Consider the following 13510-nt stretch of genomic DNA (forward strand, 5'->3'; position numbering starts at 1 on the left):
GTTTTCCGGCGGGCGGAAAGGCGGAGGACGGCGGACGAAAGGCCGGAGACCGCCGGCCGGTCGCACCGCCCACGCCTCGGCGCCGTCAGCTGGCGCGTTCCCGCGCGCCTTCACGCGTGCGGCCGGCGGCGACGAAGCGGCGCGGGTTGCGGCGCAGGTACTCGCCCTCCAGCTGGGCCATGCGGTCGTTGTGGGCGCGCAGCGCGTCGTTCGAGCCGTGGAGCAGCGTGTCGTGGCGTGTGCGGTGGATGGTCTCCAGCGCTCTCATGAGCTGCTGGTCGTCCAGCCGACCCGGGTCGACTCCGGTCATCGTGGTGCCCCGATCGTCGTGTCCGTCCGTGCTCAGTCCACTGTACGAACATTCCGGCCGGACGGCGTTTCCGCAGCTAGCGCGCGCGTTCCACCCGCCGCTCGTCCCACACCGGCTCGGCCGTCTCCCGGACCCGGCCGTCGCTGCCGAAGACCAGGTAGCGGTCGAAGGAGCGGGCGAACCAGCGGTCGTGGGTGACCGCGAGCACGGTCCCCTCGAAGGCCTCCAGGCCCTCCTGGAGCGCCTCGGCGGACTCCAGGTCGAGGTTGTCGGTGGGCTCGTCGAGCAGCAGGGCGGTGACGCCCTGAAGCTCCAGGAGCAGGATCTGGAAACGGGCCTGCTGGCCGCCGGAGAGCCGGTCGAAGGCCTGCTCGGCCTGCTGGGTCAGCTCGTAGCGGCGCAGCCGTGAGCTGGCGGCGCCCCGGTCCTGGGCGTGCTCCTTCCACAGGATGTCCAGCAGGGTGCGCCCCTCCAGTTCGGGGTGCGCGTGGGTCTGCGCGAAGTGGCCGGGCACCACCCGCGCGCCGAGCTTCCAGCTGCCGGTGTGGGCCACGTCGTCGCCGGCCAGGAGGCGCAGGAAGTGCGACTTGCCGGAGCCGTTGGAGCCGAGGACGGCGACCCGCTCGCCGTAGAAGACCTCCAGGTCGAACGGCTTCATCAGGCCCGTGAGTTCGAGGGACGCGCAGGTCACGGCGCGTACGCCGGTGCGGCCGCCCTTGAGGCGCATCCGGATGTCCTGCTCGCGCGGCGGCTCGGGCGGCGGTCCGGCCTCCTCGAACTTGCGCAGCCTGGTCTGGGCGGCCCGGTAGCGGGAGGCCATGTCGGGGCTGTTCTCGGCCGCCTGACGGAGTGTGAGCACAAGCTTCTTCAGCTGTGCGTGCTTCTCGTCCCAGCGCCGGCGCAACTCCTCGAAGCGGGCGAACCTCGCGCGCCGCGCCTCGTGGTAGGTCCCGAAGCCGCCGCCGTGCACCCAGGCGTCGGCGCCGGCGGGCGAGGGCTCCACTGACACGATCTTCTCGGCCGCGCGGGAGAGCAGTTCGCGGTCGTGGGAGACGAAGAGGACCGTCTTGCGGGTCTCCGCGAGCCGCTCCTCCAGCCAGCGCTTGCCGGGGACGTCGAGGTAGTTGTCGGGCTCGTCGAGGAGCAGCACCTCGTCGGTGCCGCGCAGCAGTGCCTCCAGGACGAGCCGCTTCTGCTCTCCGCCGGAGAGGGTGCGTACCTGGCGCCACTGGGCCTTCTCGTAGGGCACGCCGAGTGCGGCCGTGGTGCACATGTCCCACAGTGTCTCGGCCTCGTACCCGCGGACTTCCGCCCAGTCGGAGAGCGCCTGCGCGTAGCCCAGCTGGGCGGCCTCGTCGTCGACGGTCATCAGGGCGTGCTCGGCGGCGTCCACGGCCTTCGCGGCCGTCTGGATGCGGGGGGTGGCGACGGACACCAGCAGGTCCCGTACGGTCGTCTCGTCGCGTACGGAGCCGACGAACTGGCGCATGACGCCTAGGCCGCCGCCTACGGTGACGGAGCCGCCGTGGGGTTTGAGCTCGCCGGAGATCAGGCGGAGGAGGGTGGTCTTGCCTGCGCCGTTGGGGCCGACGAGGGCGACGACGGCGCCTTCGCCCACCCGGAACGACACGTCGCCGAGCAACGCCCTCCCGTCGGGGAGGTAGTACTCAAGATGCGCCGCTTCCAGATGTCCCATGCCCCCGATTCTCCGCGCCCCCGGGAACCCCGGGCAAACCGTTATCGCCAACGCGGCCGACGGAAGCTGTTCGCGCCCCCAACAGGCCGGTGGCCGACCGCGCAGTTCCCCGCGCCCCTGGGTGGATGGGGGTTGACGCGGGGACGACAGTGCCGCCAGTGACGCGGGGAACCGCGCGACCAGCCACAACGGGCCCGCACATACCCACCCACCCGCCCACCCGACAGGGGCGCGGGGAACTGCGCGAACAGCCACAACGGCGCCGCACACACCCACCCACCCATCCGACAGGGGCGCGGGGAACTGCGCGACCAGCCGCAACGGGCCCGCACATACCCACCCACCTCACAGGGGCGCGGGGAACTGCGCGGTCACGCCTCGCTCACCGGCTCTCCCGCCGGACCCCCCTCCCCGTGCGGAGTCACGGTCGCGCCCGCCCAGGTCAGGGCCTTGAAGCCGTCGGCCAGGGAGCCCTCCAGGACCACCACACCGGTGTTCTCCAGACCGTGCGTGGCAGCGAAGTCCACATCGACGTTGCCCGCACGAACGGCGGCCCACAGCCGAATCACCGCACCGTGACTGAACACGGCAACCGTGCCCGCCCCACTCGCCGCGGCCTCCGCCACCACCGCGTCGTACCGAGCGAGAACCTCGTCCCCGCTCTCCCCACCGGGCATCCGCACCCCCGTGTCACCACTCATCCACGCGAACACGGTCCGCATGTACGTCTGCCCCCGCTCGGTGTCCCCGGGCAGCATCTCCAGGTCGCCGGCGGCCACCTCCCGGACACCGTCACGCACCCGCACCTCCAGCCCGCGCGCGGCGGCCAGCGGCGCGGCGGTGTCCTGGGTGCGGGTGAGGGTGGAGACGTAGACGGCCTCGATGTCCTCGTCGGCGAGGACCTCCGTCAGGGCGGTCGCCTGCTGCCGCCCGAGGTCGGTCAGCCCGGCGCCGGGGACGGCGGTGTCGAGCAGGAACCGCACGTTGGCGGTGGTCTGGCCGTGACGTATCAGGAGCAGGCGCATGTGCGGGATTCCTTCTGTGGCGCGGGACCTCGTGTCGCGCGGGACCTCGGCGCGCCGGTCACGGGCGGCCTCGCGCGCCCGTGTCCCGCACGGCCGGCGGGCGGCCCACCTGGCGGGACAGCAAACGGCCACTTCAGGGTACCCGTCACCGCATGAACCCAGATGTCGACCTGACCATCCCGCGGCCCGGCCGCCACGAGCTGCGTGACTGGCTCCTCACCCTGGACTCCCGGCTCTTCGATTTCGCCGCCGAGCGCGACTGGCCGTACGCCGAGCGGGTGCTGCCCCGGCTGAGCCGGAGCGCGAACCACGGTGTGCTGTGGTTCGCGACGGCCGCCGCCGTCGCGGCGAGCCGCTCGCCCCGGGCCCGCGCCGCCGCCGTCCGTGGCCTGGCCTCGCTGGGCCTGGCCTCCGCCACGATCAACACCGTGGGCAAGCGCAGTGTGCGCCGCCCGCGCCCGCGTCTGGACCAGGTTCCGGCGGTGCGGCAGCTGAAGCGGCAGCCGATCACCACGTCCTTCCCGTCCGGCCACGCGGCGTCGGCGGCGGCCTTCTGCGCCGGTGTGGCGATGGAGTCGCCGACCTGGGGCGCGCTGGTGGCGCCGGTCGCGTTCTCGGTCGTGATGTCCCGCGTGTACACCGGCGTCCACTTCCCGAGCGACGTGCTGGCGGGCGCTGCGCTGGGCGTCGGCGCCGCCTACGCCGTACGGGCCCTGGTGCCGCCGCACGGACATGCCGTGCACCCGTCGCGTCCGCGCGTGGCCGCCCCTCCGCTGCCCGAGGGGGAGGGGCTGATCCTCGTGGCGAACCAGGCGGCCGGGACCGCTGAGCGGGCGAACGCGCTGCGGGACGTGCTGCCGCGCGCCCGGATCGTCGAGTGCCCGCCCGAGGAGATGCCGGCCCAGCTGGAGAAGGCGGCGACCGAGGCGCGGGCGCTCGGTGTGTGCGGCGGCGACGGGACCGTGAACACGGCCGCGGAGGTCGCCCTGCGGCACGGTCTGCCGCTCGCGGTGCTGCCCGGCGGCACCCTCAACCACTTCGCCGTGGACCTGGGGGTGGAGGACGCCCGCGCGCTGGGCCGGGCCGTCGAGGGCGGCGAGGCGGTCCGGGTGGACGTGGGCCGGTTCGTCAGCCGGGACCGGACGGGCATCTTCCTCAACACCCTCAGTCTGGGCGTCTATCCGGAGCTGGTGCGCGAGCGGGACCTGTGGTCGCACCGGATCGGCGGCTGGCCGGCCGGTCTGGTGGCGGCGCTGCGGGTGCTGCGGGCCGACCGGCATCCGCTTCAGGCGGGCCTCGGCGGCCGGGCACGCCCGATGTGGCTGCTGTTCGCGGGCAACGGCACCTACCACCGGATGGGCCTGGTGCCGGGCCGCCGTCTCGATCTGGCCGACGGACGGCTGGACGTGCGGGTGGTGCACGGTGGCCGCCGCCCGGCGCTGCGGCTGCTCGCCGCGGCCCTCGCCGGCCCCCTCACCCGCTCCCCCGCCCACGCGGCCGTACAGGTCGGCACGCTCCGCCTGTCCGACGTACCGCCCGGCACGCTGCTCGCCTACGACGGCGAGGTCACGGACGTACAGGGCGAGGTGCGGCTGGAGAAGCTGCGGGAGGCGCTGGTGGCGTACCGGCCGGCGGGTGGCTCCACCCAGCACGGCTGACACTCCGTCAGTCCAGATTCCGATACGAACTGTCTCAGCATGCGGCTGTGCGCGTACCGTTCCGGAGGAAGGCCGGACGAGGGGAAAGGTGCACAGCCATGCCACAAGCGCGTGAGACCGCCGTCTACACCCACGGGCACCACGAGTCGGTGCTGCGGTCGCACAACTGGCGTACCGCGGCCAACTCCGCGGCGTATCTGCTCGGTTCGCTCAAGCCGCACATGCGGATCCTGGACATCGGCTGCGGACCCGGCACGATCACCGCCGACCTGGCCGCGCTGGTGCCCGACGGCCGGGTCACCGGGCTCGACCACGCGCCCGGCATCCTGGACCGGGCGCGTGCCGTCGCCGCCGAACGGGGCCTGGACAACGTCGACTTCGCGGTCGGGGACGTGCACGCGCTGGACTTTCCGGACGACACGTTCTGTGTGGTCCACGCCCATCAGGTGCTCCAGCACGTCGGCGATCCCGTACAGGCGCTGCGCGAGATGGTCCGGGTGACCAGACCGGGCGGGTACATCGCCGTACGGGACTCGGACTACGAGGCGATGACCTGGTATCCCGCGTCGCCGGGCCTCGACGACTGGCTGGATCTGTACCGCCGGGTGGCGCGCGCCAACGGGGGTGAGCCGGACGCCGGGCGACGGCTGAAGGCGTGGGCGCTGGCGGCCGGGCTGACCGACATCACGGCGACGTCCGGCACCTGGACGTTCGCCACGCCAGAGGAGCGTGCCTGGTGGAGCGGGCTGTGGGCGGACCGCACGGTGGCCTCGGCCTACGCCGCGCTCGCCGTGCGGGGCGGACACGCCACCGAGGAGCGGCTGGCGGCGGTGTCAGCGGCCTGGCGGGAGTGGGGCGAGCGGCAGGACGGCTGGTTCTGTGTGCTTCACGGGGAAGTTCTGTGCCGGAAGCAGGTCTGACTCAGAAGTCGTCGGCGGCGAACGAGTAGGCCGCCGACGGACCCGTGAGCTCCACCAGGACTCCTGGTTCCGTCCCCTTCACCCGATCGACGATCTCCACGAACTCCTCGGAACGCGCCCGCGGCACCAGATAGGCGGCATTGAGCACGTTGCGGCCTCCGGTGCCGTCGGGCGCGCGGTTGCGCAGGGGATAGGTGTGGGAGGCGTCGGACTGCCCGGAAAGCGCCGTGTGCAGACGGGCGGAGAAGTCCTCCGCCGGTGACTCGTACGGCGCTTCCGTCATGCCCTTCTCCTGCGACACCCGGGCCGGGTCCATTTCCTGCGGCGCCCCGGAGTCCCGGAAGACCCGTACGCCCCATTCCACCCGCCCCTCCAGCCGGTCGAGGGTGCGCCGGAGCTCGTCCTCGCGCATCTCCATCATCAGCCGCACCGCGCTGTCGTCGCGGAACACGGAGGCGGGCCGCAGCGGCAGCGGGGTGGTGACGGTGGTGAGGGCGTCGACGACACCCTGGTGCAGCCGGGCGACACCCGCGAGCCAGTCGGCGTCCTCCAGCCGCCCGGTGTCCTCCAGCCGGGCGCGCAGCTCGTCCTCCGCGAAGTCGCCCTTCGGCACATGGCTGACCACGGCGACCAGCCCGTGGTGACGCAGCAGGCGGGGTGGATCGCCCGCCACGCCGGTCAGCTGGCACTGAAGGGCCGCGTCGAACGGCCGGCAGACGGCGTACACGTACCGCAGTGTGCTCATGAGGCCTCCTTCAGGGGGGACCTACCCGGTGCCGGCGTCGTGACGCGTGTCCCGCCGGGCCCGTCTACGGCACCACCGCCTGCTCGACGAGCAGCCGTACGGCGGCGGCGACGGCCTCCGCGTCGATGCCCGCGGCGTGCAGCTGCTCGTCCGGGGTCGCCGAGCCCGGCATGGTGCCGACGGCGAGCCGGACCAGCCGCGGCACGGGCCGCCCGTCGAGGAAGGCGTCGAGGACCGCGTCCCCGAGCCCGCCCTCCTCGTGGTGGTCCTCGACGGTGAGCAGACAGCCGGTGTCCTCGGCGGCCTGGCGCAGGGTGGCCCGGTCGACGGGTTTGACCGAGTACAGGTCGATCACCCGGGCCCGGATGCCCGCCTCTTCGAGCGTCTCGGCCGCGGCGAGGGCCTGCGGCACGGTGACGCCCGCGGCGACGATGGTGACCCGGTCCAGGCCGGACGAGCGCAGCACCTTGGAGCCGCCGACCGGGAACTCCTCGTCGGGGCCGTAGATCACCGGCGTCGCACCGCGCGAGGTGCGCAGATAGCGCACACCCTCCAGGCCGGCCATGGTGGCGACGAGCCGCGCGGTCTGGTTGGCGTCGCACGGGTAGAGCACGGTCGAGCCGTACACGGCCCGGAACATCGCGAGGTCCTCCAGGCCCATCTGCGAGGGCCCGTCCTGTCCGATGGCGGCCCCGGCGTGCGAGCCGACGAGGTTGATGCCGGCCCCGCTGATCGAGGCCATGCGCACGAAGTCGTACGCGCGCGAGAAGAAGGCCGCGAAGGTGGAGGCGTACGGCACCCAGCCGCGCGCGGCAAGGCCGACCGCGGCGGCGACCATCTGCTGCTCGGCGATGTAGCACTCGAAGAACCGGTCGGGGTGTTCCTTGGCGAAGAACTCGGCGCGGCTGGAGTCGCTCACCTCGCCGTCGAGGGCGACGACGTCACCGCGGGTGCCGCCGAGGGCGGCGAGCGCCTTGCCGTAGGCGTCGCGGGTGGCGACCGGGTCGCCGCCGCGTTCCCAGCGCGGCGGTTCGCCCGCCCCGGCGGTCACGGAGTGCAGCATCCGCGCCTCGGGCGGCTCGGTGACGGATACGCGCAGGTCGCGCCGCCCGCCCAGTTCGGCGATGGCGCGGTCCGCGTCGGGCAGCGGTTTGCCGTGCATGCCCTCGCGGTCCTGGACGGCGTCGACGCCCTTGCCCTTGAGGGTGCGGGCGAGCACCACGGTCGGCTGCTCCCTGGTCGACGCGGCCTCGGCGTAGGCGCGTCCGATCGCGTCGACGTCGTGGCCGTCGATCTCCACGGTGTGCCAGCCGAAGGCCCGGAACCGCCTGGCGTAGGCGTCGAGGTCGTGGCCGTGCCGGGTGGGGCCGCGCTGGCCGAGCCGGTTGACGTCGACGATGGCCGTGAGGTTGTCGAGATGTTCGTACGAGGCGTGCTCGGCGGCCTCCCAGACGGAGCCCTCGGCGAGTTCGCTGTCCCCGCACAGCACCCACACCCGGTAGCCGGTGCGCTCCAGCCGCTTCCCGGCGAGCGCGATGCCGACGCCGACGGGCAGCCCCTGGCCGAGCGATCCGGTGGCCGTCTCCACCCAGGGCAGCCGCCGCGGTGTGGGATGCCCCTCCAGCCGGCTGCCGAGTGTCCGGAACGTGAGCAGTTCGGCGTCGTCGATCGCGCCGGCCGCCTTGTACGCGGAGTACAGCAGCGGCGAGGCGTGTCCCTTGGACAGCACGAACCGGTCGTTGGCGGGGTGGTCGGGGCGGTCGAAGTCGTAGCGCAGATGCTCGGCCAGGAGTACGGCCATCAGGTCCGCGGCGGACATCGACGAGGTCGGATGCCCGGAGCCCGCGGCGGCTGAGGCGCGCACGCTGTCGACACGCAACTGCTGGCCGAGTTCGGCGAGTTCACGGGTGTTCATCGGTCTCCCTCGGGGTCTTCGGAAGGGTCGCCGGCCCTGACGGGGCCGGGTGGTTCGGTGTGCGCCGGGGCGGGCCGGCCGGGGACGCGGGCCAGTTCGGGCGAGGCCGACTCCAGCGGCACCGACCAGGACCGGACGAGGCCCAACTGCACGGCCTGGCGCGGCAGTACGGCGTCCAGCAGCCAGTCGGCGCCGACCCGGACACGGTTGCCGGGCATGGCGGCGAGGTGGTAGCCGCGGGTGACCGCGCCCGCGAGCGGACCGGACAGGGGGATGCCCAGCGGGTTGGCGGCGGCCTGGACACCACCGAGGTCCACGACGAAGCCGAGGTCGCGGTGGTGGTGGGGCCGGCACTCGCCCCTGCCGAGCGAGGCGAGGACGTTGCGGGCGGCCGAGCGGCCCTGCCGCCAGGCGTGCTGTGCGGTCATGGGGGCCAGTTCGCCGGGCCGGTCGAGATCCGGTACGGCGGCCGCGTCCCCGCACGCGAACACCTCGGGCCTGCCGGGCACCTGGAGATACGGGTCGACGACCAGGCGGCCCTGCTCCAGGGGCAGCCGGGTGGAGTCGACGAGCGGGTCGGGGCGTACGCCCACGCACCACACGAGTGTCCGGGTCGCGACGGACTCGCCGTCGCTGAGCAGGACCCCCTCCCGGGTGGCCTCCTTCACGGAGGTCTCCGTGCGTACCTCCACACCACGGCGGCGCAGGACCCGGGTCGCGGTGCGGGCGAGGCGTGCGTCGAGTCCGGGCAGGACGCGCGGGGCGATGTCGACGAGCAGCCAGCGCGGCCGCACCTTGTGGCGCAGCGGGTTCCTGCGGACCTGCGCGTCGGTGAACAGCCGGCCCTGTGCGGCGACCTCGGTACCGGTGTATCCGGCGCCGGCGACCACGAACGTACAGCGCTCCGCGCAGGTCGCCCGGTCGTCGGCCGCGGCGGCCAGTTCCATCTGCCGGGTGACGTGGTCGCGCAGGTACAGCGCCTCGGGCAGTCCGCGGAAGCCGTGTGCGTGCTCGGCGACGCCGGGGACCGGGAGGAGTTTGTTGACGCTGCCCGCCGCGACGACCAGCCGGTCGTAGGCGAGGGTGCCGGCGCCGCCCTCGGGGTCGGAGTAGTGCACGGTGCGGGCGTCGAGATCGATGCGGTCGGCCTCGCCGAGGACCAGCCGGACGCCGGGCAGGGTGCCGGTGAGCGACACGGTGACGCGGCGCGGTTCGAGGATGCCGGCGGCGACCTGGGGCAGCAGGGGCAGGTACAGAAAGTAGTCGGTGGGGTTGAGCAGGGTGACATCGGCGGTGCCCCGGGCCTGCCGGGCCAGTTCACGGGCGGCCCGGAACCCGGCGAAACCGGCACCGACGATGACGACGTGTGGTCGACTCACGAACTTCGCCTCCGGTCAGCGCTCGCCTGCGGGACCTGTCGCGTCCCCCCGAGCGGGCCCGCCAAACACCCCGGACCGGCACGAAACACCGTGCGGCGGCGCACCCGACCGCAGTGGAGGCCGGGCGGGAGGCCCGCTGCGGGCCCCGGTGGGTGGCAGACCGCTCCCCCGCCGACCGCCCGTCCGTTCCCGCCCGCTCACGCCCTCTCAGCGAACCGCGATCCCCGACCGGCCGCAAACGCCCGCGGCCTGCCCCCGGCTATCCCTCCGGCCGCATCCGGAAGTCGAATCCCTCCGGCAGCGGCTCGTCCGACAGCCGTGCCCACAGCCGGCCGATCGTCTCCGCGCCCTCCCGCAGGTCGGCGACCTCGAAGCCGGCGTAGAAGACGGCCAGCGCCTCGTCCGGGCGGGCCTCCGCGAGCAGCAGCCCGGCCTCGATCAGCCGGAACCGGCCTCGGTGGCGGGTCGTGGGGTGCAGCCGCTCCCAGACACCGCGGGCGGCGGCCACCCGGCCCACGGCGAGCAGGGTCTCCAGGGCCTCGCGGCCCAGCGCGGCGGTGGCCGCCGTCCACTGTTCGCCGTCGTCGCGGCGCTCGCCGCACAGGTCGTCGAAGGCCTCCTCGTACCGGTCGGCGGCCCGCTCGTGGTTGCCGGCCTCGCGGTCGGCGACGGCGAGACAGCGCAGCAGGGGCCAGAGGGAGGGCGCGAGTTCCAGGGCGCGCTCCCAGCTGCGCACGGCCTGGGCCCGGTCGCCGGCGTGCCACTGGGCGACACCGAGGTGGTACTCGGTGAGCGGGGTCGCCGGGGCGGTCTCCAGCATGTCCCGCCAGTGCGGGGCGACGAGGGTCTCGCCGGGCGGCCGTACCCGGCGCGGTTCGGGCACGAGGCCGGAGCGCAGCAGTTGGAGCCACGGTGTCTGGGCGTCGGTGAGTGTGGCCTCGTCGAAGGGTGTGCCCGGCAGCTTGAAGCCACCGCGCAGCACCTCCAGCGCGCCCCAGCCGGACCCGGTGGCGAGGAGTTCGCCGGGTTCGGTGTCGGCGTACGGCTTCCAGGCGGCGTAGGCGGCGTCGACGTCCGCGCGGGGCAGGACGGTCTCCAGCCGGTCCTCGGCGGCGCCCAGGACGGCCGGCCACTCCCCCTCGGGGTCGGTGTCGAGCGGGCCGTACGCCTCCAGCCAGGAGAGCTCGCCCCCGGCGTCGAGGCGGACGTGTTCCAGCTGGGTGCGGGCGAGGCCGGCCTGGATCTCGCAGTAGCCGCCGGTGCCGGGTTCGGTGAGCCAGTTCTGCCAGCGTCGGCCGCCGCTGCCGGTGCCCCAGACGAACAGCTTGCGGCCGCGCAGGGTGTCGGTGGACGTCTGCACCAGCCCGTGCCCGTCGGCGTCGAGGGCGGCGATCCAGCGGCGCCGCCCGTCCGGCACGTCGTAGAAGTAGTCGGCGGCGAAGGTGCTGTTCGGTGGGTACGTGCGGTCGGTGCCGTCGTACTCGGGGACGGGCACCCGGCGCAGCCGCCGTTCGTAGCCGAAGTGCCAGGCCTCCTCCGCCGGGGCCAGCACGCGGCACCGCTCGGGCACGGCGATGTTGGACCACCAGTACGTCGGGACGGGCCGTTCGTGCGGATTGCGGACACGGACACCGACATGGAGGAAGTCGGAGCCGTCGGGGAGCCAGAGGTCGACCTGGAAGGGCAGGTCGCGCAGGCGTTCCCACTCCCACAGGCGGAGCATCTCGCCGCCGTCGGGGGCGGGGACGCGGGCGGCGTGCAGGGGTGAGCAGGACAGGGTGGTGTGTCCGGTGGCGCCGATGTTCCACTCGACGCCACCGGAGAACCAGGCGCCGTTGAGGGCGAAGTTGGCGGGCTGGAACACCGGGTTGCGGTAGAGGAGTTCGCGTCCCGTGGTGAGCTGCACGAGGGAGACGAGCCGGCCGCCGAGGCCCGGCAGTACGGTGGCCCGCAGCCGGTCGTTCTCGATCACCACGGCGTCGAACTCGCGCGGCTCACGCGTCCGTTCGTAGCCGTCGCGCACCCGGACCGGCAGCAGGCTCCGCAGCGGTTCGTAGTCGGTCTGCCGGGCCATGTCGCGCGGCAGCTCGTCGCGGTCGCGTTCGTCGACGCGGTGGACCTCGTCGAGCGGCAGAAGCGGAGGGAGGGGGTTGTCCGGGCCAAGCTGCGCGGCGGGCAGGGTCACTGCGGCGCGTCGGATCGTCGTCACGATCACCATGGAAGCGGGCCGTCCGCCGCTCGGCCAGGGCCCTGTCCGGTCAGGATTGGGCAAAAGGCCGAAACAGCCCCCCACGCCCTTGATTCGTTACGCGAACGCGTCCACCACGATGTCCGTGAGCAGGGCGCCCGCGGTGCCGTCCGGGTCCAGGTCGGGGTCGTAGATGGTGATGTTGAGGCCGACGCAGTGCGTGGAGGCGAGCAACGGCCGCAGCAGCGCGCGGAGTTCGTCCGGGAGCAGTCCGTCGGGGTCGGGGCTGTCGACGGCGGGCATCACACTCGGGTCGAGCACGTCCGCGTCCAGGTGCAGCCAGAACCCGTCGAGTTCGGGGATCTCGAAGGCCTCGGCGGTGGCCCGCGCGAGTGCCTCCGGGCCCCACTCCCGCAGGTCGCCGACGGTGACGACGGGGATCTTCAGCGCGGCGAGTTCGGCGCGGTCGTCCTCGAAGCAGTCCCGGATCCCGAAGAACCGCACGTCCTCGTCGCGCAGATAGGGCCGCAGCCCCTCCAGGTCCGTGAGGTCCGTCTGTCCGCGGCCGGTGGCGAGGGCGACCTCCTCGCCGCCGGCCGCGCCGATCCGGTCCGAGTTGCCGGGGTGGCGGAAGTCGGGCGAGGCGTCCAGCGCGGCCAGCCCGTACCGTCCCAGGCGGCGCAGCGCGAGCGAGGCGCCGAGCTGGATCGAGCAGTCCCCGCCGAGCACGACCGGGAAGTCCCCGGCCCGCACATGGTGTTCGAGCCGGTCGGCGAGCCGGCGGGTGTACCCGGCGAGCGCGGCGGCGTTGAACACCCCGTCGCCCTCCTGCCAGTCACCCAGGTCGTAGCGCGGCGGCACCACCACCCCGCCCTCCAGGGCCCGCAGCCGCTGGACGATCCGCTGCTCGCGCAGCGCGCCGGCGAGTTTGTGACAGCCGGGCACGGTTCCGGGGGCGGGTGGGCGCAGGCCCAGGTTGGAGGGGGCGTCGATCACCACGATGTTCCGCATACGGGCCATCCTCCGTGACCCGGTGCCGCCGATCAACGGCCGGAGCGCGCCACGGGTCCAGCGGCCGGCCGGGGCGCCGGGAGGATCAGCCGGAGGTCCGCATCTCGACGGTGAGCGCCCAGCGCTCGTGGTCGCGCCAGGCCCCGTCGATGAAGAGCATCTTCGGCGAGTAGCCCTCGCGGCGGAATCCGCAGCCGCGGGCCAGCGCGATCGAGGGGGCGTTGTCCGGCTGCACGTTGATCTCCAGCCGGTGCAGCCGCCGCGGTCCGAAGGCGTGGCCCACGACGAGCCCCAGCCCCTCGCGCATCAGCCCGCGCCCGGCCGCGTGCGCGAAGGCCCCGTAGGCGAGGGTGCCGCTCTGGAAGCCGCCCTCGACGATGTTGTTCAGAGTGATGAATCCGGCGATGTCCCCGCCGTCCCGCTCGCAGACCAGGAACCCCATCCTGGTGGGGTCCTCGATCAGCCGCTTCGCGTACAGGGCGTACGCGTCGGCGGTGTCCGGCGGGAACAGCCACGGACGGTGCAGGTCCCTGCTCTCCCGGACCCGGGCGACGAACTCGGTGCCGTCACCGAGGGTGAACGTACGGATGCTCACACGCGGGCCCTTGGCGAGGTGGAGCGAGGCGTCATGCGGCATTCGGCCAGCCTACGACGGCTGCCGCG

General features: G+C 73.6%; 11 protein-coding genes. 2 read left to right on the plus strand and 9 right to left on the minus strand.

Annotated elements, in window-relative coordinates:
* Positions 1–85: 85 nt before the first annotated feature.
* From ACIQAC_RS07950 to ACIQAC_RS07960, 3 genes are all read right to left on the minus strand, one after another.
* The gene (locus tag ACIQAC_RS07950) at positions 86–310 is read right to left on the minus strand and encodes a DUF6158 family protein (RefSeq protein ID WP_402188089.1); all 225 of its coding nucleotides are present in this window, start codon (positions 308–310) and stop codon (positions 86–88) included.
* Between the two features lie 76 nt (positions 311–386).
* Positions 387–2006, minus strand: coding sequence for an ABC-F family ATP-binding cassette domain-containing protein (locus ACIQAC_RS07955; protein ID WP_402188091.1), 1620 nt, complete (start codon positions 2004–2006; stop codon positions 387–389).
* Between the two features lie 371 nt (positions 2007–2377).
* Complete coding sequence (locus tag ACIQAC_RS07960; protein WP_402188092.1) at positions 2378–3031, minus strand: histidine phosphatase family protein; 654 nt, start codon at positions 3029–3031, stop codon at positions 2378–2380.
* A gap of 152 nt (positions 3032–3183) precedes the next feature.
* On the opposite strand from ACIQAC_RS07960, the gene ACIQAC_RS07965 reads away from it, so the two are divergent.
* On the plus strand, positions 3184–4689 hold the full coding sequence (locus ACIQAC_RS07965; RefSeq protein WP_402188094.1) for a bifunctional phosphatase PAP2/diacylglycerol kinase family protein: 1506 nt from the start codon (positions 3184–3186) through the stop codon (positions 4687–4689).
* A 98-nt stretch (positions 4690–4787) separates the two neighbouring features.
* Positions 4788–5609 (plus strand): methyltransferase domain-containing protein, encoded by an 822-nt coding sequence (locus ACIQAC_RS07970; RefSeq protein WP_402188096.1) that lies wholly within the window; start codon positions 4788–4790, stop codon positions 5607–5609.
* Position 5610: 1 nt separating this feature from the next.
* On the opposite strand, the gene ACIQAC_RS07975 is transcribed toward ACIQAC_RS07970, so the two are convergent.
* The 6 genes from ACIQAC_RS07975 to ACIQAC_RS08000 form a co-directional block, all read right to left on the minus strand.
* Entirely contained in the window at positions 5611–6354 is a 744-nt protein-coding gene (locus ACIQAC_RS07975) for a GvpL/GvpF family gas vesicle protein (protein ID WP_402188098.1), read from the minus strand.
* A 64-nt stretch (positions 6355–6418) separates the two neighbouring features.
* Positions 6419–8269, minus strand: a complete 1851-nt coding sequence (locus ACIQAC_RS07980; protein ID WP_402188100.1) for a transketolase — start codon at positions 8267–8269, stop codon at positions 6419–6421.
* Positions 8266–9648 carry an NAD(P)/FAD-dependent oxidoreductase gene (locus ACIQAC_RS07985; RefSeq protein WP_402188102.1) on the minus strand — a complete coding sequence of 461 codons (1383 nt, stop codon included), beginning with the start codon at positions 9646–9648 and terminating at the stop codon, positions 8266–8268. Before ACIQAC_RS07985 ends, ACIQAC_RS07980 begins: the two co-directional genes overlap by 4 nt.
* A gap of 259 nt (positions 9649–9907) precedes the next feature.
* Positions 9908–11866, minus strand: a complete 1959-nt coding sequence (locus ACIQAC_RS07990) for a DUF5107 domain-containing protein (RefSeq protein WP_402188104.1) — start codon at positions 11864–11866, stop codon at positions 9908–9910.
* Positions 11867–11953: 87 nt separating this feature from the next.
* Positions 11954–12847 (minus strand): arginase family protein, encoded by an 894-nt coding sequence (locus ACIQAC_RS07995; RefSeq protein WP_402188105.1) that lies wholly within the window; start codon positions 12845–12847, stop codon positions 11954–11956.
* An 85-nt stretch (positions 12848–12932) separates the two neighbouring features.
* Positions 12933–13484 carry a GNAT family N-acetyltransferase gene (locus ACIQAC_RS08000; protein ID WP_402188107.1) on the minus strand — a complete coding sequence of 184 codons (552 nt, stop codon included), beginning with the start codon at positions 13482–13484 and terminating at the stop codon, positions 12933–12935.
* Positions 13485–13510 lie beyond the last annotated feature (26 nt).

Source organism: Streptomyces sp. NPDC088387 (assembly GCF_044753385.1).
Classification (GTDB): domain Bacteria; phylum Actinomycetota; class Actinomycetes; order Streptomycetales; family Streptomycetaceae; genus Streptomyces.

Bases quoted from the DNA above. Each gene is read 5' to 3' on its own strand.
- ACIQAC_RS07960 (WP_402188092.1), bottom strand. From the start codon at position 3,031: ATGCGCCTGCTCCTGATACGTCACGGCCAGACCACCGCCAACGTGCGG.
- ACIQAC_RS07975 (WP_402188098.1), bottom strand. From the start codon at position 6,354: ATGAGCACACTGCGGTACGTGTACGCCGTCTGCCGGCCGTTCGACGCG.
- ACIQAC_RS07990 (WP_402188104.1), bottom strand. From the start codon at position 11,866: ATGGTGATCGTGACGACGATCCGACGCGCCGCAGTGACCCTGCCCGCC.
- ACIQAC_RS07955 (WP_402188091.1), bottom strand. From the start codon at position 2,006: ATGGGACATCTGGAAGCGGCGCATCTTGAGTACTACCTCCCCGACGGG.
- ACIQAC_RS07980 (WP_402188100.1), bottom strand. From the start codon at position 8,269: ATGAACACCCGTGAACTCGCCGAACTCGGCCAGCAGTTGCGTGTCGAC.
- ACIQAC_RS07965 (WP_402188094.1), top strand. From the start codon at position 3,184: ATGAACCCAGATGTCGACCTGACCATCCCGCGGCCCGGCCGCCACGAG.
- ACIQAC_RS07970 (WP_402188096.1), top strand. From the start codon at position 4,788: ATGCCACAAGCGCGTGAGACCGCCGTCTACACCCACGGGCACCACGAG.
- ACIQAC_RS07995 (WP_402188105.1), bottom strand. From the start codon at position 12,847: ATGCGGAACATCGTGGTGATCGACGCCCCCTCCAACCTGGGCCTGCGC.
- ACIQAC_RS08000 (WP_402188107.1), bottom strand. From the start codon at position 13,484: ATGCCGCATGACGCCTCGCTCCACCTCGCCAAGGGCCCGCGTGTGAGC.
- ACIQAC_RS07950 (WP_402188089.1), bottom strand. From the start codon at position 310: ATGACCGGAGTCGACCCGGGTCGGCTGGACGACCAGCAGCTCATGAGA.